This window comes from Pedobacter sp. 01N416 (genome assembly GCF_056399685.1).
The window spans coordinates 1-21,119 of the sequence record NZ_JBFTRT010000019.1 but is presented as its reverse complement, the minus strand read 5'-3'; the positions used below and the strand labels follow the sequence as shown (position 1 = coordinate 21,119).

19 protein-coding genes and 1 tRNA gene are annotated in these 21,119 nt (G+C 39.1%); 8 read left to right on the top strand and 12 right to left on the bottom strand.

Going from position 1 to position 21,119, the window contains the following annotated elements; all coding sequences use genetic code 11:
* The first annotated feature begins 829 nt into the window (after positions 1–829).
* A complete protein-coding gene (locus AC1DND_RS02245) occupies positions 830–1,201 on the top strand; it encodes a hypothetical protein (RefSeq protein WP_477578759.1) in 372 nt (123 codons plus the stop codon).
* Here AC1DND_RS02245 and AC1DND_RS02240 read toward each other — a convergent pair.
* Positions 1,166–1,633 carry an Lrp/AsnC family transcriptional regulator gene (locus AC1DND_RS02240; RefSeq protein WP_477578757.1) on the bottom strand — a complete coding sequence of 156 codons (468 nt, stop codon included), beginning with the start codon at positions 1,631–1,633 and terminating at the stop codon, positions 1,166–1,168. The genes AC1DND_RS02245 and AC1DND_RS02240 overlap by 36 nt on opposite strands.
* Positions 1,634–1,832: 199 nt before the next feature.
* Between AC1DND_RS02240 and AC1DND_RS02235 the strand changes: the two genes are divergently transcribed.
* The 3 genes from AC1DND_RS02235 to AC1DND_RS02225 are packed head-to-tail and all read left to right on the top strand — an operon-like array spanning position 1,833 to position 4,711.
* The gene (locus tag AC1DND_RS02235; RefSeq protein ID WP_477578755.1) at positions 1,833–2,879 is read left to right on the top strand and encodes a PLP-dependent cysteine synthase family protein; all 1,047 of its coding nucleotides are present in this window, start codon (positions 1,833–1,835) and stop codon (positions 2,877–2,879) included.
* 28 nt (positions 2,880–2,907) lie between these two features.
* Complete coding sequence (locus AC1DND_RS02230) at positions 2,908–3,357, top strand: protein-disulfide reductase DsbD domain-containing protein (protein WP_477578753.1); 450 nt, start codon at positions 2,908–2,910, stop codon at positions 3,355–3,357.
* Between the two features lie 13 nt (positions 3,358–3,370).
* Positions 3,371–4,711 carry a protein-disulfide reductase DsbD family protein gene (locus AC1DND_RS02225; RefSeq protein ID WP_477578751.1) on the top strand — a complete coding sequence of 447 codons (1,341 nt, stop codon included), beginning with the start codon at positions 3,371–3,373 and terminating at the stop codon, positions 4,709–4,711.
* An 870-nt stretch (positions 4,712–5,581) separates the two neighbouring features.
* Here AC1DND_RS02225 and AC1DND_RS02220 read toward each other — a convergent pair.
* The 5 genes from AC1DND_RS02220 to AC1DND_RS02200 all read right to left on the bottom strand — a co-directional run bounded on the left by AC1DND_RS02220 (position 5,582) and on the right by AC1DND_RS02200 (position 8,542).
* Complete coding sequence (locus AC1DND_RS02220) at positions 5,582–5,977, bottom strand: hypothetical protein (RefSeq protein WP_477578749.1); 396 nt, start codon at positions 5,975–5,977, stop codon at positions 5,582–5,584.
* Positions 5,978–6,735: 758 nt separating this feature from the next.
* Positions 6,736–6,812, bottom strand: a tRNA-Ala gene (locus tag AC1DND_RS02215).
* A 115-nt stretch (positions 6,813–6,927) separates the two neighbouring features.
* Positions 6,928–7,134 carry a hypothetical protein gene (locus tag AC1DND_RS02210; protein ID WP_477578748.1) on the bottom strand — a complete coding sequence of 69 codons (207 nt, stop codon included), beginning with the start codon at positions 7,132–7,134 and terminating at the stop codon, positions 6,928–6,930.
* Between the two features lie 71 nt (positions 7,135–7,205).
* Complete coding sequence (locus tag AC1DND_RS02205; protein ID WP_477578746.1) at positions 7,206–7,850, bottom strand: CatA-like O-acetyltransferase; 645 nt, start codon at positions 7,848–7,850, stop codon at positions 7,206–7,208.
* Positions 7,847–8,542 (bottom strand): HAD family hydrolase, encoded by a 696-nt coding sequence (locus AC1DND_RS02200; protein ID WP_477578744.1) that lies wholly within the window; start codon positions 8,540–8,542, stop codon positions 7,847–7,849. The genes AC1DND_RS02205 and AC1DND_RS02200 overlap by 4 nt, the downstream gene beginning before the upstream one ends.
* A 78-nt stretch (positions 8,543–8,620) precedes the next feature.
* Here AC1DND_RS02200 and AC1DND_RS02195 point away from each other — a divergent pair, with 78 nt between their 5' ends.
* The 4 genes from AC1DND_RS02195 (at position 8,621) to AC1DND_RS02180 (ending at position 11,771) form a co-directional block, all read left to right on the top strand.
* A complete protein-coding gene (locus tag AC1DND_RS02195; protein ID WP_477578742.1) occupies positions 8,621–9,262 on the top strand; it encodes a Crp/Fnr family transcriptional regulator in 642 nt (213 codons plus the stop codon).
* Between the two features lie 321 nt (positions 9,263–9,583).
* Entirely contained in the window at positions 9,584–10,192 is a 609-nt protein-coding gene (locus AC1DND_RS02190; RefSeq protein ID WP_215131634.1) for a hypothetical protein, read from the top strand.
* A 380-nt stretch (positions 10,193–10,572) separates the two neighbouring features.
* Complete coding sequence (locus tag AC1DND_RS02185; protein WP_477578740.1) at positions 10,573–10,995, top strand: hypothetical protein; 423 nt, start codon at positions 10,573–10,575, stop codon at positions 10,993–10,995.
* A 149-nt stretch (positions 10,996–11,144) separates the two neighbouring features.
* Positions 11,145–11,771 (top strand): carbonic anhydrase, encoded by a 627-nt coding sequence (locus AC1DND_RS02180; protein WP_215131631.1) that lies wholly within the window; start codon positions 11,145–11,147, stop codon positions 11,769–11,771.
* 230 nt (positions 11,772–12,001) lie between these two features.
* Here the strand turns inward: AC1DND_RS02180 and AC1DND_RS02175 are convergent, their stop codons facing one another.
* From AC1DND_RS02175 to AC1DND_RS02150, 6 genes are all read right to left on the bottom strand, one after another.
* Positions 12,002–12,766, bottom strand: coding sequence for an SDR family NAD(P)-dependent oxidoreductase (locus AC1DND_RS02175; RefSeq protein WP_477578737.1), 765 nt, complete (start codon positions 12,764–12,766; stop codon positions 12,002–12,004).
* Positions 12,767–12,850: 84 nt separating this feature from the next.
* Positions 12,851–13,690, bottom strand: a complete 840-nt coding sequence (gene kduI, locus AC1DND_RS02170; RefSeq protein WP_477578735.1) for a 5-dehydro-4-deoxy-D-glucuronate isomerase — start codon at positions 13,688–13,690, stop codon at positions 12,851–12,853.
* Between the two features lie 86 nt (positions 13,691–13,776).
* A complete protein-coding gene (locus tag AC1DND_RS02165) occupies positions 13,777–15,000 on the bottom strand; it encodes a DUF2264 domain-containing protein (protein WP_477578733.1) in 1,224 nt (407 codons plus the stop codon).
* A gap of 741 nt (positions 15,001–15,741) precedes the next feature.
* Positions 15,742–16,926 (bottom strand): glycoside hydrolase family 88 protein, encoded by a 1,185-nt coding sequence (locus AC1DND_RS02160; protein ID WP_477578731.1) that lies wholly within the window; start codon positions 16,924–16,926, stop codon positions 15,742–15,744.
* 115 nt (positions 16,927–17,041) lie between these two features.
* Positions 17,042–19,159: a polysaccharide lyase family 8 super-sandwich domain-containing protein gene (locus tag AC1DND_RS02155; RefSeq protein ID WP_477578729.1), complete on the bottom strand. Its 2,118-nt coding sequence runs from the start codon at positions 19,157–19,159 to the stop codon at positions 17,042–17,044.
* 645 nt (positions 19,160–19,804) lie between these two features.
* The coding region (locus AC1DND_RS02150; protein ID WP_477578727.1) for a RagB/SusD family nutrient uptake outer membrane protein at positions 19,805–21,119 on the bottom strand (1,315 nt) is incomplete at its 5' end.

The window sequence follows — 21,119 nt, the reverse complement described above, 5'->3', positions numbered from 1 at the left end:
CCCATACCACGGTAGAGTGGGCTGTCCAATATAATAAAATTGAGCTGATACGCTTTTTCATAATTGTTCTTTTGCATAAAAGTAATCCAACTGATAGATATTGCTTAATTTATGTGGCGAACTACCTGAATCTGTGGTGAACAACGGGTTTTATGCCGGTTTATGGATGTTTATAAATTCATTGCTGATTTATTTGCCTAATGGGTGTAGGAAGCCGGGAGCTTTCCTGTAAGTGTTCTAATGGATTCCCTTCATCCCCGGTTAAAAAAAAGAAAATGAAAAGGGACATCGAAAATCAATAAATATTTTCCGGAATCATCAGCAAGGATAAAAGTTTATTGACGATTAAGTACCGGCAAGCTGCCAGGAAATGTTTGACCATAATGAATTGAAAATGAAGAAGAAAGGCTTATTTATTTACAAAAAAAAGGGGAATCTTAAGTGATTCCCCTCTAGGTGGAGCCGAAGGGTGTCGAACCCTTGTCCGGTTGCAAAGCCAGAAAGGCTTTTGGCAAAATCATTAAACAATACAGCTATTAAAGGATCACAATCACATCAGTCGACAAGCGCTTTTGCATCTTTTAATTCTTTTCGGAGTGTTCAAGACTTATCCTCAAAGTAAAAAAGAAATCCACTTCATCTCTCAGGAAAGAAAACCTGGAAAATTCACAGCGACCACCATCTTTTTGTCTCTGAATTCCTGGCGTTGGTCGATTAGCTTCCCAGGCTGGTATAATGCTGCGATTTGCGCTGAAACGTTTCCTGTGCTTGCACGTCTTAATATCAGAACAATCAATAAAAACATTATAAAAATTAAAACTCAAAGCATATGAAAACTTTATTAAAAACATTATTCGCGTCATCTTTAGCATTAGTATTATCTACTTCAGCAGTGTTATCAGCTAACGCATCTGAAACCATCAAACCTGTTCACGCTTCAAAAGCATTGAGCTTCAAACGCATCAAAGTAAAAGGAAATGTAGAACTGACCATTATACAGGGAAAACGTACCGGCATCAGCTATGCAGATGAAAACACTGGTAAAGTTAAGGTTGTGCAGAGCGGAGATGGTTTAGAGATTACCTCTTTGGATAACAGCACCGCAAAACTTACCATTTACGTAAATCCTGCTTTCAGCACAACGTTTTTTTTCTCCTCAATTACATCAGATAGGGTATGCCGTTTCGCTTTTAGGTTCTGAGAGTACAAAATAACTTTGAACGGTTGTGATATTGGGCAGTGTAGCGAGTTTGTTCCGCAGAAATTCGTGGTAATCATCCATATCCCTGGTAGCAATACGGAGAATAAAATCGTGCGCACCGGTCATCTGCAAACATTCCATTACCTCGCCAAACTTAGAAACTTCGGTTTCGAATTCGATCAGGGTTTTAGCCGTATGTTCTTTCAACAATACATGCGAAAAAGCGATCAGGTTTCTGTCGATCTTTTTCCGGTCGAGAATGGCCACAATCCTTTTAATATAGCCTTGTTCCTTTAATCGTCTTATCCGTTCATGGATAGTGGCTATAGACTTGTGCAGCTTCAAGGATACTTCTTTATTGGTTAAAGAGGCATCGTGTTGCAACAATTTTAGTATTTCTACATCAACCTGATCTAAATCTCCGTGGGTCATAAACGTTAATAAATTGAAAAAAAATATAATGAAAGTTAAAAAATCAAGCCAAAACTGAAATAAAGACTAAATAATAATCAAAAAAGCAGAAATTTTCTGTAAAAAACAACATGTATTGACGTAAAAAATTATAATACTGAATTTTACCGAAATAAAAATCAATCAAAACAGCTATTGCTATCTGATGTAATCAACAGTTATGACCACAATAACAGCAAATAAAATGACTTCTGCCATGGAGGGAAAATTCGAACATTTATCGCTTCTGGTTGGTAACACACCAATGCTTGAGCTCACCTATACCTACCAGGGGAGTGTGGGCAAAATTTATGTTAAATGCGAGCATTACAACTTAACTGGCAGCATTAAAGACCGGATGGCACTTTACACGCTAAAAAAAGCATACGCCGAAGGTAAGATCAAAGCTGGTGATCGGATTATTGAAGCCACCAGCGGCAATACCGGGATTGCATTTGCGGCCATAGGTAAAGCTTTGGGCCATCCGGTTACCATCATTATGCCAAATTGGTTGAGCAAAGAGCGCATGGATATTATTAAAAGTTTAGGTGCAGAGATTATTCTGGTGAGCAAAGAAGAAGGCGGTTTTATCGGCAGCATTAAACTTGCAGAACAGATGGCCGCAAGCGATCCAAATATTTTCTTGCCTCAGCAGTTCGAGAATATCGCCAATCCGGAAGCACATGAACATACCACAGGTAAAGAAATCTGGGGGCAGTTGCGTTTAAAAAATCTTTCACCTGACGCTTTTGTAGCCGGAGTAGGAACCGGGGGAACTATTATGGGGGTAGGAAATTTCTTAAGAAAGCAAAATCCGGGTATTAAAATACATCCATTGGAGCCTGCAGAATCGCCGACCTTAACTACTGGTTATAAAGTGGGCAGTCATAGGATACAGGGTATTTCTGATGAATTTATCCCCGAAATCGTTAAACTGAACGAGCTGGATGAAGTGCTACAGGTAAACGATGGCGATGCCATACTCATGGCGCAAAAACTGGCCGAAAAACTTGGTTTAGCGGTAGGCATATCATCGGGCGCAAATGTAATCGGCGCCATAAAACAACAGCAAAAAATGGGTACAGAAAGCTGCGTAGTGACCATCTTTTCTGATAGCAACAAGAAATATTTAAGTACCGATTTAATGAAGGTAGAACCTGTTAAAACCGGATACATTAGCCCTGAAGTAGACTTTATCGACTACCAGGCCTTTAGCAGATTACATTAATTAGAACAATCAACAAATAAACCACAACATGAAAAAAATCACCATTTTATGCTGTGCCATATGCCTGATCAGCCTCAGCGCATACAGCCAGATTTTAAAACCTGTAACCTGGAGTTACGCAGCAAAAAAAACCGGGCCGAATACGGCTACTGTTTTCATTAAGGCCACCGTAGATCAGGGCTGGCACCTTTATTCGCAATTTGTTAAAGATGGCGGTCCGGTTAAAACAACCTTTAGTTTTCCATCATCAGGTGCTTATACCCTGGTTGGAAAAACCATCGAACCAAAAGCCATAACCAAATTCGAATCTACTTTTAAAATGGATGTAAGCTACTTCGAAAAATCAGTAGTATTTCAACAAAAAGTGAAGCTAAAAGGCAAAACCGCAACCATTAAAGGCAATGTAGAGTTTATGGTATGCGACGATAGGCAATGTTTACCACCAGAACAGGTAGATTTTAGCATTCCTGTAAAATAAGCGCAAAGAGCATATGATATCCTTAAAAAAAATCTGTCTCGGTTTGCTGTTCTGTTGCGCAATATCCTCAAATGGATATGCACAGGACAGCACAAATACCGAAGAACTGACTTTTACAGAGATTAAGCCAGAAGCAGCTGACAGCACAATTAAAGCAACTGATACTGTTGCTAAAATAGCTACTCCTGTTCCTGCTGCTACTCAAAAAAGCATTGCCCAACCAAAAGAAGAACACAAAACATTGTGGGGAATTTTTATTGCAGGTTTTGTTGGCGGTTTAGCAGCTTTGCTGATGCCTTGTATTTTCCCCATGCTGCCCCTTACGGTAAGTTTTTTTACTAAAGGATCAGAAAAAGGAAGGGCCTTTCGGCGCGCGGCACTCTATGGCTTTTTCATTATCCTCATTTATGTGGTGCTTGGGCTTTTGGTAACGGTAATTTTTGGTGCCGATGCCCTGAACAGCCTGTCTACTAATGGTATCTTTAACTTTTTCTTCTTCTTATTGCTGGTTGTTTTTGCAGCTTCGTTTTTAGGGGCATTCGAAATTACCCTGCCCTCTTCCTGGGTAAATAAAATGGATGCCAATTCAGACAAGGGCGGAATTGCGGGATTGTTTTTCATGGCCGGAACATTGGCCCTGGTATCTTTCTCCTGCACAGGCCCGATAATCGGTACACTACTGGTACAGGCAGCAACAACAGGGGCTTTACTAGGGCCCGCAATAGGCATGTTCGGTTTTTCCCTCGCCCTGGCCATTCCTTTTGCACTGTTTGCACTCTTTCCATCGGCAATGAACAAACTGCCGAAATCCGGCGGTTGGTTAAACAGTGTTAAAGTAGTATTGGGCTTTCTTGAACTTGCATTCGCATTAAAGTTTTTGAGCAATGTAGATCTAACCTACCACTGGGAGTGGTTTGACAGGGAAATATTCTTAAGCCTGTGGATTAACGAAGGTTTAGCTGTAGCCAAAAAACAGAACAAACCTGTACTGATTGATTTTACCGGCCATGCCTGCGTAAACTGTAGAAAAATGGAAGCCAATGTTTGGCCTGACAAGGATGTGTACAAAATGATCAATGATGATTATGTACTGATCCAGTTATATGTAGATGATAAATCGGAACTGGCACCAGCTGATGTAGTAATTACACCAGAGGGAAGAAAACTCAATACCATTGGTAAAAAATGGAGTGATCTGCAAGCCAGGAAATTCCAGTCTAACTCACAGCCTTTTTATGTACTGCTCGATCCCAAAACAGAGACACTACTGGCACAACCACAGGGTGCAGATTATGAAGTAACAAACTATAAAAAATTCTTGACAAGCGGATTAAATGCTTTTCATAATAAATAAAAACATACTGGTCATTGTAGAAGTGTGGCCAGCAGTTAGTGATAGTTAAGACGACGATCTGGGCATTGCCGGATGGCATGCCCATTTTCACCACCAGATGTGTTAAGACACACCTAAGCCCACCTTAATACCTAACCATGAAACTTAAAATTTTTGTTGCCGCTATATTACTTTTACATCCTTTTTTCCTGTCTTCATTCTTAATCCCATCTTAAAACCTAGCTCTAGAAAGCCGCGAGCTCCTGCTTATACAATGCAAAAGGCGCATGTAACTAGCGAACCGATTAAACACATGCTACACCAGCGGGGGGATTATTTGAATAGGCCGTAGCAAAACGCTACGACCAGATGTATTCGGAAACTATCCTCTTAAGTAAAGTGTCAAAAAGAAGAAAACTAAGGGAAATACAACCACACATAATGTTATAAAAATACTTTTTCTTCTCTCCTTTTCAGATTCATTTTCAAATTCATTCATGATCGAATCATGTAGTCTTTCTTTTTGCATCAAATATTTGTTCTGAATGCCATTATAATAATCTGAAATCCTTTTTTCAACATGAATCTGATCCCAGACAGCCAATCGCTCTAATCCTATGCACGCTTGGAATTCTACTCTTTTACTTTAAGACCGGTAAATCAATAATATTAACAATATTTAACAAGTAATTGTGTTTTCTATTTACAACTTTTATATTTTATTTTCAAGTTTAAAATAATTGGAGCAAATCGCTAGAAAAGATCTTAATAAAAAAGCCACACATTTCTGTATGACTTTATCCAGTGCACTACCTTTCATTCATGCATTTGCCTCCACGAACAGGCGACCTTCTTTCTTTTAACGAACTGGGAGTTACAATAAGTAAATCTTTAATTATAAGAATAAGTTCCAGAAGGAATAGTAAAAGATCCATTCGTGTTCCCAAAATACATAATGGTAACATCGGAAAATGTAACTGAATGCTGACCTAAAGCTATCATTCCATCATACATACAAGCGTAACCTGGATCACCATTTACTGAAACCTGCATACTCGAACCGATTGAACCAGTATATATGCTGGTGTAAACCCGCATATACAACATTTCAAAATTCGAAGAAATGTATGTAAAAGAACCAACATAAATTACCCCATCCGTGTCTTTCAGCAATGGTGCTGGAGTATATTTCTCAACGTTTGTTTTTTCATTTCTTATGTTTGCAAACGTGGTAGAAGTTGCGAACAAGCCCAAAAATAATAAGGCAAAAAAAGTAATTTTTTTCATAAGTTTAATTTTTTTTAATTTCTAAAACTAAGTTAATAGCAAATAATATGAATGGCAATACTCATAAATGTGTATTGCAAATACACTAATTTATTTAATTCATATATCTGATCATAATTGGGGATTATTCCAAAAGTGGCCACTCGGCTCATTTTAAGCGGTTTTTAAGTCTTGTTTGACGTAGTCTGGATCAATGATTGTTTTCAGGCCCAAGGCGGCTTCAGTGGAGCGCTAAAGCGCTTAAAAAGGTTTTTTTTTTAGAAAGGGTGTTGCTGGAGTTTTTTATTTGTCGGTTTTTGGATGTAATCTTGCCCTAGAACAGCTTTATTGGCTGGATAATCATATCCGGGATGCAGTGGAGCGAAGTTTTGTGCGGATGGGAGGTGGAGCGTTGACAAAATTTCTTTTGCGGTGGTTCTGTAGGAATGGATATATTCGGGACTCTTCTCAAGATGTCCTGCTCAAAGCCGGGCTAATCTACGGGTGTACAGTTTGGAACGGAATCCGCTGTCTACTATTGCCGAAATCCCCACTTTAACCAGGAATATGGTAGTATCGATATATCGAACAAGCCTGTTGTGTGTTACCCTGATCTTAACATTCCAGGTATTGTCCTTATTTCTTATGATGTTCGAAAACTACCGCCTTGAAAGTTGCCATTGAAAAAACATTTGTAAAACAATTATGTGAAATTATACAATAATCATTGTTTTTTTGGAAATAAAAAAGCCGATCTAACTTAATAAATCGGCTTTTAATGGTGGAGAATATCGGATTCGAACCGATCACCTCTTCACTGCCAGCGAAGCGCTCTAGCCAAATGAGCTAATCCCCCAATTTTAACATTACTAAATAATTAAATCATCATTCGGTAATTGAAACAAGCTTCCTGCCTGAGCAGCAAAAATAGCAAATACTTTCTCGAATGCAAATCATAATTCATTTTTTAATTAATCTTTAGGTTTAAAAGCAAACAGTGCCATTAAACAGATTACAGCAAAAACCGATTGCATAGGATAATTAATGAACAGAAAAAGCACAAATGTGGCAATAAGTAAAAGCACAAAAAACATAAAGGCTTTAAAAACGGTATCCATATAACACATGGCTACAATAGCCAAAAGATAAAAAGGAATAATAACGGCAGCTATAAACATCGCCGAAAATAAATTCCTAATATTAACCGAATATTAAATATCCTTTAGGTTTAATTCCTTAAAGTTTTGAATTAAATATATTCGTTAACCTCTTTTTTGTTTAATAGGTCCTGGTAGGCATCTACAAACAGCGCAAGGTTATAACCATCCATCAAAGCATGGTTTACATGTATAGAAACCGACATTATTTTTCTTCCGTTTTCATCCCTAACCTTGCCAAAAGATATTTTAGGGCAGCTATCCTGATAAGCAAAATTGCGGGCATGTGATAAGGAACTGAAGTTTAACCAGGGCAATGCCGAATAGTGGATCACATTTTCGCCTGATGAGGAAGGGATTAAACCCGTGCTGGCCTGCACCTTTTCGATCTCCTTATCGGCTGCTGTTCTAAAATCTTCAAAATCCATGTAGAAATCCAAGTAGCCAAATCCGAATGTGCCATTTGGTCTGTTGATGGTAGCCGCAGCATTCACGTTATCGTATTTCCAAACTTCGCCATCAATAATGCGGTAACGAAAAGGTTCTACCTGATTTGCAGCAACCAGCGATTTGTGCAGATAAAGCAGGAAAAAAGAAACGTTATTTTCTTTTGCTTCTTCGTAGGTAGTAGTACAGTCTACCTCTACGGTTACGCCAAAGAAAGGTTCATCAAAGGCGCTAAAAAATTTAAAATGATCTTTTCTGATCCAGGTGTTTATATCTATTTTTTCTTTCATTCAATTAATTTTGGTAAAATCTCAGATAGGCTTTCCATCTGATAAAAATTTACATGTTCAATGGTATGATCGATACTTTCATGTACCCATGTGGTATGGAAGGGGATGTGAACGGCATGTCCGCCAATATTCAGTACTGGTAAAACATCCGATTTTAAGGAGTTGCCCAACATCAAAAACTCCTCAGGTTTACAATCCAGGTGTTTGATCAGTTTTTGATAATCTTTTTCCTGTTTATCGCTCATAATTTCAATATGGTGAAAATAGTGATCGAGTCCTGATTTGGTGAGTTTACGCTGTTGATCGAGCAGATCGCCTTTCGTCGCAACCACTAATCTGTATTTTCCGTGCAGGGCTTTAAGTACCTCCTCTACCCCATCAAGCAATTCGACTGGTTTATTGAGCATTTCCTGTCCAAGTGTGATCGCTTTACTAATCACAATAGGGTCTATTTTACCTTCAGTTATCCTCAAAACTGTTTCGATCATGCTCAAAACAAAACCTTTAATCCCGTAGCCGTAAAGTGGCAAATTGGCAATCTCAGTTTTGTAAAGTTCTGACAGAATGCTATGATGAGGCATAAAATCTTCTAAAAGACCTGCAAACTGCTCTTCCGTTTCGCGGAAATAAGGTTCGTTTACCCAAAGGGTATCATCAGCATCAAAAGCAATTACGGTAATTTGATTTTTCATTGTTATGCTTACTTTTAATGCGACAAAAGTAACGCAACTAAGACTGCTAAAAAAGGACATTTGTCCTGACTGAAAAATATGCTACGGACCAATCTTACTTTCTTATCCTTTATCGAACGTTTCTGTACCGAAAGTGAAGGAGGAACCATTACACTTAAAAACTTTAAAGCGGGTTATAGATTTATTGAACAGGGAGAAAAAATCAGCAATATCTACATTATTAAAGACGGAATAAGCAAGTGTTTCATCTCTGAGGAAAACGGCAAGGATTTTATTATCGAATTTTTAGGCAAGGGCGAAGTGGTTGGCGAATTAGAAGCTTTAAAAAAGATTGATTGTTTGTGCAACGTAGCCGCAATAAGTGATGTTACAGCCTATGTTATTCCTGACCATTTATTCTTTTCCCTGATTAATAAAAGTAGTGAATTTACTACAATCTTACTCCAGGAACTGTCTACCAGAATTATACAAACCAGTACACGGGCATCCTTCCAACAGCTATATACCTTAGAATATGCACTTTTAAAATTGCTCAAACTACAGGCCGATGAGCATATCTCCATCTCAAAAGAAGACATGGCTGCCTACCTTGGAATCTCCGTAAGAAGCTTTAACAGAAGCTTAAAGCAGGTGATAGATAAAGGTGGTTTTGATACGCCCGAATTTAAAAACATCCTACAGCTAACCAACATGAAAACGCTGCTGGAAAGATTAAAATAATCAACGTATTTGTGGTATAATTATTGCTTAAGGGCTATTAAAAAAAATTAATTGTAACGTTTCAGCGTTTTGATTCGTTTAAGTAATTGAAATTAAAAAAAACGCATCCACCGAAAATAATGCCACACAAAAAAACACATATACAAATGAAAAACTACAACCGCCAATTCACCTTAAGATTTCCAAGTTAATCGAATATTGAAGAGCCGTATCTATTTAAAATGGATCACTCTACAATATAATGATATCCTTACTGTCATTTAATAAAGCCTATGGCAATTGCCCATTTGCGATAATTGATTCAGCTAATCTTAATTAAACATGAGTGCTTATATAAACATCTACACCAATTCATTAACAGACGATCTTATCCCAACAATTTTAAAACGTTTAAATGAACATGAAAATGTTCTGGATATTAACTCCTCTTTTTCATTTAGAAACCCGAATGGAAACTTGCCAATCGTTTTTAAATGGGACAAACCCAGTTTGGAAATATTTAACGAGAATAACCTAAAACTAAATTTTGGCGTATCCCTTAAATCATTCGACCTTAAGGAGTACAAGAAAAAGCTCTTTAAAGACAAAATCATCAAGCAGAGTTTTGTACAAAAGATATTGGGATTATTTAAAAAGAAAAAAAGAAAGGTTGCAAAACCTATAAAACTGAGCGCAGAGGTTGAGGCTCAGCTTCAAAATTATAACAAAGTATTTTCTTTAAAATATCATTCTGGCGATGTTTTCGAAAATCATTTTGCAACCTTAATTGGTGCAATTATTACCGAGCTAACCAATGGCGTTTGTCATTTTACCCAAGAAAACATGTGGTATGATGCTAAAAATGTATTAAGAGAATCGTTGGTTAACTTATACACACTTGAAGAACTGCCTAACCACATTAACAAGAATGCGGTAGCTGTTGCCAGTTAAAAATATTTTTAAAGTCAATATTAATCCCAGTTAAACAATAACGGTGATTGATATTGACTTTTATTTTTCTTCATATATAAATTTAATCAAGACTAAAAAATCAGATTAAATGGAATATATTCGAACAGATTAATTGCTCGATAAATGAATACATTTGAAGAAACCGGTGGCGTTAGAATAGGGGGCTTTAAGGCAACCTGGCCTTTTGCCACTTTAAATTAAGCGAATTTAAACTCGAACTTAATGCATCCATCAGGGGTAATTTTGTTTTTAAACGCTCAGATATTATCGCCATTACCCCCCACACTTCTATATTAGGTAGTTCAATCAGGATTACCCATCGTGTTGAAAAATACAATAAAGACATCTTCTTTACCTTTTTGGGAAATGCAGAGGAGCGGATGGCAGAGATCATACAAACTGGTTTTCTTAATTATACCGAGCCTATCCCAAATTACATTGAGCAGGAGATCAGCCAGCTTCAGGCTCAAACTGGTTTCCCGATTAAAATTCCAGTTGCCGTAGGTATCGTGGTGATCTGGAACTTACTTTTCCTATCAGATTTTTTCAACATATTCTATACCAGAAAAGAGACAGAAATATTTGGAATTGGTGTTGGCTTAGCGCTTGCTTTCGTATTTTTAATCTGCGTATCATTGCTCACTTCAGACATAGCCAGACAACTGATATTAAAGAATGGTGGTAGTACCGCTGGCCTTAAACCTTTTTTATTTTTCACAGCCTTTATTACATTTATACTATTTATAGCTGGTTTCCTTCCACAATACCTTTCAAACCACTAAACATTTAACAGAAAAAGTTGTTAGTTAAGCTAACAAAAGAGAAGAAGAAGAACCTACCGAAATGAGAGAATCTTTTTTTAGTTTTATGGCGCAATAAATGCCAATTTACCAATATAAACATATCCCAAAATTCTATTTATAGCAAAAGCATGAATGTAGAAGAAGTTTTTAAGAACAACGAAAAATGGATCGCCGAAAAACTGGCCATCAACCCTGATTATTTTACTGAATTATCGAAAGGCCAAAGCCCTGAGTTTTTGTACATCGGCTGTTCAGATAGTCGCGTTACTGCAGAAGATTTAATGGGTATACAACCAGGGCAGGCTTTTGTTCACCGGAATGTAGCCAACCTGGTAAACAACGTGGATCTGAGCGTGATGACGGTTTTAAATTACGCCGTGCGCCATTTAAAAGTTAACCATATTGTGGTTTGCGGCCATTACAATTGTGGAGGCGTTAAAGCAGCCATGCAGCCTGCAGATTTGGGCATATTAAACCCCTGGTTAAGAAACATCCGCGATGTATACCGCATCCATAAAGACGAACTGAATGCCATTGAAGATGAAAGTCTTCGTTATAACAGATTGGTAGAGCTTAATGTTCAGGAGCAATGTGTAAACCTGTTAAAAACAGCAGCAGTTCAGGAAGCTATTTCTAATCGCGGATTAACCGTTCACGGTTGGGTATTTGATATCCACACTGGCCGGTTAATTGACCTGAAGATCGATTTCGAAAAGATTTTGAAAGATATTAAGGAGATTTATAACCTGTATTAACAGCCAGGCGCTTGGCGCTGAGCGTTTAGAGCCCAAAGTGAATAAAAAAACCAGTAGGTTTTAAAAAGTTTGGCGTTAAGCGTTTGGAGTCTAAGGCGCATAAAAACTAGCAGGTTATTTAAAATAAAGAAGTCAAGTTTTGAAAACTTGACTTCTTAGGTATAACCCTCACAGGTTTTATCGTCTTAAATCATTGACTCAGGACTATGGACTCCAGACTAAGGACTAACCTATCGTCCCATCCAACCGCCATCAACGGTTAAAATTGTTCCGTGAACATAATCACTGGCTGGTGATGCCAAAAACAATGTAGGTCCTTTAAAATCTTCTGGTGTTCCCCATCTTCCGGCCGGGATACGCGATAAAATAGAAGTGCTTCTATCCTGATCTTCACGTAAAGCTGAAGTATTATCGGTTGCAATATAACCAGGTGCAATGGCATTGACGTTTACGCCTTTTGATGCCCACTCGTTTGCAAAAGCTTTAGTTAAAGACGCAATTGCACCTTTACTTGCTGCATAACCGGGAACAGTAATTCCACCCTGGAACGACAGTAAGGATGCCGTAAAAATTACTTTTCCGCTACCTCTGGCAATCATTTCCCTCCCGATTTCGCGGGTTAAAATAAAGGGTGCAGTTTGGTTTACCGCAATTACTTCGTCCCAATATTCATCCGAATGCTCAGCAATTGGCTGACGTAAAATCGTTCCGGCATTATTGACCAAAATGTCGATAACGGGATGATCGGCCTTTACCTGCGCAGCAAAAACCAGGGTATTTTCGCGTTTACCAAAATCGCACTGGTAAGCATAAAACTTTCTACCCAGTGCTAAAATTTCTTTTTCTATAGTGCTACCTTGTAATTCAAGACTTGCAGAAACACCAATAATATCGGCACCTGCTTCGGCCAAAGCTAAAGCCATTGCTTTTCCTATCCCTCTTTTACAACCGGTAACTAATGCAGTTTTACCTGCTAAATTAAATATGTTAGACATGTTCTTTATTCTATGATGCATTTAAGACCGCTCCATTCCACTACCGATGAAAAATCAGTAATGTAGTTGCGATGACGATGTAATTTATTTCAATTCGGTGATGGCACAGTGATCCATATCGCCATAATCTAAGTTTTCGCCAGCCATACCCCAAATAAAGGTATAGTTGCTTGTACCCGCACCTGAGTGGATAGACCAGTTTGGCGAGATTACCGCCTGATCACTTTGCATCCAGATGTGTCGGGTTTCTTGTGGCTGGCCCATCAAATGGCAAACACTCTGCCCTTTTGGAACTTCGAAATAGAAATAAGCTTCCATCCTCCTATCGTGTGTATGTGCCGGCATGGTATTCCAAACACTGCCCGATTTTAACTCGGTCATACCCATCTGCAACTGGCAAGTTGGCAAAAGACTGTTCACTAACAACTTATTTATTATTCTATGGTTTGCGGTTTCAGGCGTGCCCAATTCTACAATCTCTGCTTCCGCTTTGCTTACTTTTTTGTTAGGATAAGTGTGGTGGGCAGGAGCAGAATTGATGTATAATTTAGCCGCCTCACCTGGTGTAGCAGATTCAAAAAACACTTCTTTTGTGCCCTTACCAATGTATAAAGCCTCTTTATAATCCAATTCGTATTTTTCGCCGTCAGCAGTAACGATTGCTTTTCCACCAACATTGATAATCCCCAGTTCCCTACGCTCTAAAAAGTAGGTCGCTTTTAAATCATCAGGGTTTGGGAGTGCTATTTTCTGATCAACAGGCATTGCACCCCCAACAATATATCTGTCAAAATGAGATAAGGTTAGGTTTACCTGGTTGGCCTCAAATACGTTTTCGATCAGGAAATTATCCCGCAAAGCTGCGGTATCCATTTGTTTAACTTCTTTAGGGCTTTGCGCGTAACGGCTTTCGAATTTGTTCATTGGTTAAAAATTGAGTTTTGCGATGGGACCTGAACCGATATCAGATCCTATCCGCAAATATATTTATACGATACTTATTATTTGTATTAATACTCAACTTTATAATCCTTTTTTATGGTTTCTCCGCTCCAGGCTTTTAAACTGGTCCATGGTGCGGGTGCATCTGTCCAAAATTTATTATCGGCAGGTAAACCCAAGGTTAAAAAGCCTAAGGTGGCCATGTATAAACTTCCGGTAGAAGTATAGGTATCAGCCACTTCTGGTTGATGACCGTTAAAGCCAAGCACCAACCATCCTTTATCATCAAAATTCTGGTTTCCATCGTATAGTTTATGCATTACCGCGGTTAAGCCGCCACGAACTTGCGATGGTTTTACATATTCTGGCAGTTTTTCCATTAGCGCTGTTTGCGCCAGGGCCTGAAAGGCTGCTGTACGGTAAGTAATCGAACGGCCATAGGCAGGATAAGTACCTTCTGGTGAAATAATTCTTTCCAGATATTCAGCATAACGTACCATTCTTTTCAAGGCGATATCATAGTCGGCCTGAGATGCTCTTTTCTTATCGACCAATACCTTTAAAAGATCAACCAGCATGGGATGGATCACATAAGAATTGTAATAATCCATACTAAATTTTTCGCCATCACTGTACCAGCTATCGCCTACATACCATTCCTTCATTTTATTAATCGAGAATTGAACACGGGCAGGATCGTACTGCTCGTCAATGCTCAATAAAAACCCCTCAGTTAAGCCCGAAAACAATAACCAGTTATTGTAGGCACCACTTCTGGTGCGTAGCGATTTAAATTCTTCTATAAATCTTTTTTTGGTGATTTCATCAAGCGGCTCCCAGAGTGCTTTTGGTGCTCGAAGAAAGGCATGTGCTACATAAGCGGCATCAACAATAGGCTGATTTTCGGAGCGGTAACTGATATAATCAGGACTTGCAGGATTTACTGAATTGGCCAGCGCTTTTAAAAGCTCGGTGCGCATGGTTTTTCTGAGTTTACCTTCTGCAGAGTTGTCATCCGGCAAAGCCAACCATGGCGCAACTCCTGCAATGGTGCGTCCTAATGCTTCGAGATACGTAACTTTGGCTACGTTTAAGCCATAGCCAGGGGCTTTTTCTAATGGCATGTTCTTTTTTAAAGTTTCATTGGCCAGGTTATGGATCACTGGGTAGGCAATGCGGTTTAAGGTTTTAACCCAAAAAGCACGGTCTTCGGCACCTGTTGTGGGTTTCTTTTGTGCGTTTGCCAACTGAGAAAAAATCAGCAGGGCAGAAAAAATCAGTTTATATTTCATTTTCATTATATATGTGAGTGTGATGGCTCACTCTGGTTATTTTTAATTATTTGGAGAGCAGGCTTCTGTGCTACGATTCAGGTTTCTTCCCGCTTTACGTTTTATCCTGATGAAGGATCAGGATGTCCACTCCAATCGGGTCTAAGTGGCAAAGCAGGCATTACTATTATTGGCAGTCCTTGTACAAGCCCCTGTTCATAAACCCGGTAGTAGCGTGCATCCCGATTTAAGCACCGGTTTATGTTATATTTTGGTGTGCTTGCTTGTTTCACAGGTTTTCTATCGGGATAAAGCGAATAACGGGACTACCGCATCCGAAGCATTACTGAACGTTCATTTCCAGAATAAACAATAGGTTTATATTTCATTTTCTTTATTATGCGAGTTTAACACCAAAGCTCAAGTTATTTTTAATTATTTGGAGAGCAGGTTTCTGCACTTCGATTCAGGTTTCTTCCCGCTTTCCGTTTTACTTCTCCCGATGAAAAATCGGGCTCGTGTTCACTTTAATCGGGTCTAGATGGCACGGCAAGCATTACTATTATTGGCAGTCCTTGCACAAGCCCCTGTTCATAAACCCGGTAGTAGCGAGCATCCCGATTATTCTCTATCGGGATGCTCGCTACTACCGGGGCTGTTGCCTCAGAAGCACTAAGAACTTTCATTTCCAAATAAAAAACTAAGATTTAATGTAAGTTTTGGCTAATCTAAACAGCATTTAAATCTCATGTTTAATATTTTCTATAAATACCATTTTTTATACCTGGCCAATGCTTCCAAATAATAATAATCGGCATAAATTAAAGGTACATCTATTTCGCTGTTTAATGGGTAAGCGCCTGTGCTGTGCATCAACAAAAAACCACCGTTTTCACCTAATTTAGCATGATAAGTGCTGCTCGAAAGCGAATAGATCATGGTTTCGGCCGCAGATTTGAATTCAGTTTTTTCGCTCCCTGAAGTGTACTGACCAAGCTCTAACAATGCCGAAGCCATCAGTGCGCCTGCAGAAGCATCGCGTTTGGCAAATGGAATCCCCTGCGCATCGAAATCCCAGAAAGGAATTTTATCGGCAGGTAAATTTGGATGGTTCAATATAAAGTGTGCAATGCCTTTGGCCTGTTTTAAATAGACCGGATCTTTGGTAAATCGGTACATCATCGTATAGCCATACAAAGCCCAACCCTGTCCACGCGACCATGCCGAACAGTTTGCGGCACCCTGCCATGTTGCTTTCCTGATTACTGCTCCGGTTTCGGGATTATAATCGACCACGTGAAAAGAACTGAAATCTGGGCGGAAATGATTTTTTAAAGCGGTATTGGCATGGATAACCGAAATTTCTTTATACTTTTTATCACCACCATTATCGCTTACCCAGTTCATCATTTCCAGGTTCATCATGTTATCGATAATTACAGGGCATTCCCAAATTTTGCTTTTATTCCACGATTGGATAGATTTTACAACAGGGCGGTAACGCGTAGCCAAAGATTCTGCCGAACGCTGAATCACAGCCTTATATTCGGCTTTGCCGGTTAAACGGTACGCATTGCCAAAACTGCAGTACATCATAAAGCCCAAATCGTGGTTTCCGGTATAAGTTTGGTTCGGCGCTATTACTTTTAAGGCGGCCTCTGCTTCCCGTTTAATGTTCTGATCTTTAGTYTGTTCATATATGTACCACAAACTGCCAGAATAAAACCCACTGCACCACCACTTAATATCGTAGTTGATAGATTTACCTTTATCGAAACTTTGAGGTGTTTTACCTTCGGGTATATTTTTAGCAAGTACTTTATATTGGTCAGCGGCGAACTTAAATTCATCGTTAATTAGCTGGGCCATTGGCTTCTTGGTGGTTTGGGCAAATGAACTACCCCCCGTAAGCAGGAGTAATGCGGCAATTAAATTGATTTTTTTCATCTGTATATTTGTGTTTTAAAGGTAATGAAGCTCTCCTAGCAGCGGAAATATCATATCCTGTTTATTATTTTTTGTATTGCTGAGGATATGATGGTTTCATCTTTTATAATTTGTTTTATTCTTTTATTTTAAACCTTGCTGTAGCACCTGCAAAAGCACCATTTGGCAGATTACAAGTTATACGTTTTGATTTCGATAATCCTGGCAACTTTAACAACACGCTTATAGTTGCATTTTCCTGTGCTGGATCTGCGATATATAACGTAGGGTTTTTACCGTTTAAATCTTTAATGTAAACCGTACACGGCTGGTCTACCTGAAGGGAAAGGCCATTGTCAGCCAGTGTTCCCGCTTTATAAAAAACGGCCTGCAACATGTCCAGTCTGGTATGTTTTACAGCCTGCAGTTCATTGATATTTTTTAATACCTGTATCATCGACCGGTTGTATTTTTTTAAACCCGCAGCGTCAATTCCTGGCACAACAATATACTGATAGCTGGCGTTCTGAGGATTTTTGCCATGATTTAACCAGATTTTAAATACATTATGTTTGAGTTCGGTTTTACCTTGAAAATGATTGATGCGGTACCAGTTTCCGGTTTGCGCTTTACTGCTGATTTCTAAATTCCCACCCTGAGGAAAAATATACCCAATACTGTCATGAACTGCCCAGCGCTCGCTTTTAGCATTGGCCTGCACTCCATTGGAAGAAAATACGTCGCCTCTTAACCAGGCCTGGTTGATTGTTGTGGTAATATTTTCTTTCGAATCGCTCCTAATCCCAGCACCTAAACAAACCACTTCCTGATCGAAAAAGAACCATGCTTTTTTTGCCTGAACACTATCATAGTCTAAATCGTAACATGAAACGCCATAAATACCATCACTAACTCCACCCACAAATTTGGTGGTACCTGGAATTCCCCATTCCTTTAATATTGTTGCGCCATTATCATCAGGGTAATCTCTGCTGGTGGTTCCAGGGATTTTATCCCATTCCCAAACGGGCATCAGGTTGGCGTATTCAGATCCACTGCGCTGAATATTGGTTGCCCCATCGGGGAGAAATTTCCCCAATATGTTTTCATTGTTACCGCGTTCTGTCCGTAAAGTTCTCGTTGATGCCGTTTGCACACTAAAGGTATAAGCGGGGCGAAGGTGCAGGGTGTAACCACTTTTCCAGTATTGGTTATGTGAAGCAGTTATCCCATAATCAACAGTTTTTTTGCCTGATGTTCTTAATGTTGAAGCGTCCCAGTAAGCCGCATTTTCGGGATCAAATAGTTTAATTTTTCCTATCATTCCTCCCATCCCACTATTTAACGAATCTTTACGGCTAATGCCGCGACCGCGTACATTAAAATCGTAAAACGAGCCTCTCACCGTTTTCAGAAAAGTATTTTTAAGATAATTGACCAAAATAGCCAACTGATCTTTCGGCAAAGCATATTCTGTTTCCCTTAAATAGAAAGCCGCATTAACCGAATTTCCGGCAAACACCCTTCCATAACTGGCAATGGCCTGCTGTTTTCCATGCTGATAATAACTCCCATCAGCCTGAACGCCTTCCCTGCCATCAGTTATGGCAATCGGTTCGAACAGGTATTTTGCAGCAGAGTCGAGGGTTGCCTTATTCTGTGTTAAACAGGCCCGATATAAATAATGTAATGCTTCATCAGAGGTGTTGGCACCGTCGCCAGTCTTTAATTTTCTGATCATCCTTTTGATCAACGCATTTTCCAGCGTTGCAGGAAGCCCGGTTTTGGCATTGCGCATCAAAATCAAGGTTTGCCCGATAGCCTGAGGATAAAAAATATCATTGTACCACCAATTCTTGTTCTTCGGGTTTTTATCCAGCCAGTTCTGTAAAGATTTAACAATAGCAGCGTGTAGTTCGCTATCGTTATAAAGTTTATTCGATGGGCGGATATAAGCGGTCGCCATATCTTTGATCCGTTTTAAAGGATCGTACTGCACATCGGCATAATTGATATCTGCCCAGCTTCCATCTGCATTTAGATTTTTAAGATGATTGCCCACCTCTTCGGCCAATGGTTTATCTTTAACAAAAGTCTGCAAATCGTTATTAATACGTTGCAGAATGATATCAAAAGGTTTTTTTTGGGCATTTGCCGATATACCCATCAGCATTAGGCCTCCAACCAGGAATCCAAACCTAATCTTTCGGTGAGCCTTTATTTTGTTGTTCGTTTTTTCACTTATGGCAAACATGTTTATTTTTTTATTTAAGCAAACCGGTTTAGGTATTCGCAATAAAGAATTGGCAAAAGGCAATTCAATTTCATTTTTCGCTTCATTTCATTTAAAAAAGCCACCAAGCTAGGCAAGGCGGCCCCAAATTAACGATACTAACCATTTTTTTATCAGATCGAACTGATTTTTCTTTATTTTCCTATCAGCCTGGATTATGGATCAATGCGCTATTTTGCATTGAACAAAGTAAGGGCTTATAGAAATTCAGCAGTTAAAAGAGCCTGTATCATAAGTTGTATTCAATTCGAACTTGTCACGTTGTCCAAAGGACTCCTACGGAGAACTTGTCGAAACGCTTTATGGGGCATTAACAGGTCTTTCGACAGGCTATCATTGACAGAATCCAGTAGAAAGTCGTCATCTCGACCGAAGCACTGCGGAGTGGAGAGATCTTTGAATTGTGTGTTATTGAAATCAAATTTAAAGATTTCTCCTCTTAAGGAGTTCCTTTGGAACACTACGGTCGAAATGACGATACTTCTAAGGGACTCAACTCTTTAAAATTCCCCTGTCATTAATATTGATTTTTATACAATAAATTACCATTAAGGATAACAATTCTATATTTATGATACAGCCTCTAAAACTAATCCTTTCAAATATCTAATTTATCCAACCTGCATTTTGAGTCAGGTTGGGATTTCGCTCTATCTCTACCGCCGGGATTGCCCAGTTGTAAAGATAATCACCCTTAAATGAGTAAGCATATACAATCTTGCCCCAAGCCTGTTTTACGCCGTTACCGGCATAAAAAACTTTGTCTTTCCAGCTTTTCCATCTCATTTCATCAAAGAAGTTAATACCCTCATTAGGAAACTCTACTCTTCTTTCGTTACGGATTCTTTCTCTTAAATCAGTTTGACTGGATACAAATGTTGGCAGCGCGGCATTTGTATTTTGAAGTAAAGCTACACCAGCACGGGTTCTTACTTCATTTACTTTAGCAATGGCTTCAGCAGTTAAACCTTGTTCATTTAGCGCCTCAGCCCACATCAACAGTACATCAGCATATCTGATTAATACAAAATCAGTTGGTCCGTAATCTCTTCCTGGTGTTTCAGCAGATCCTTCGTAAACGTATTTTCTATATAAATAATAGAACAAACTTTGCGTATCGGTACGTAAATCACCATTTGTTGCGGCTTCGGAACGATAAGGCCATCTTGAAGTTACTGTAGCATTTGCACCACTAAAAACGCCTAAATAAGTAGAATATGGGGTAATTACATTGGCAGCTAATCTCGGATCGCGGTTAGCATAAGCCTGAATAATTCTTGCTTCATTACCAGTTGGCAAATATAAGCTCATTTTTGCACCTCTTGTTGTTGCTGCGGTAATTTCTGCGGTAGTTAAGTTGTTTCTTAGAAAGTAGACCTCTCTCTCTGCTACAGAAAGTGCTGAATATCCAGGTATAACAGTATCCCAGTTAAATTTTGAGCCATCAGCGTTTTCATATAAATCTACCAGGTTTGGCGAAACATGATAGGTGTTCCAGCAAGAACCGAAAGAAGAACGGGTACCACAATAGAATTGTGTAGCAGAACCAAAACCCGGAACACCTATGTTCTGGATAGAAAAAATCATTTCATTAGATTGCTCGTTAGCCGTTTTAAATAATGCGCTGTAATTGGCAAACAAACCATAACCGGCATCTTTCACTTTTTGAAAATCGGCTACTGCCAAGTCCCATTTCTGAGTGTACATATAGGCTTTACCACGCAGGGCATAAGCTGCACCTTTGGTGATGTGCCCGTAATTTGCATTTCCACCGGCATAACGATCAGGAAGATTTGGCTCTGCAATAACCGCAGTTAAATCACTGATTACCAAGGCCCAAACTTCGGCTTCTGTAGAACGTGGTTTATTTGCTTCTTCAGGAAGAAATGGCTCTAAATAAATAGGTACACCTTTATATAAC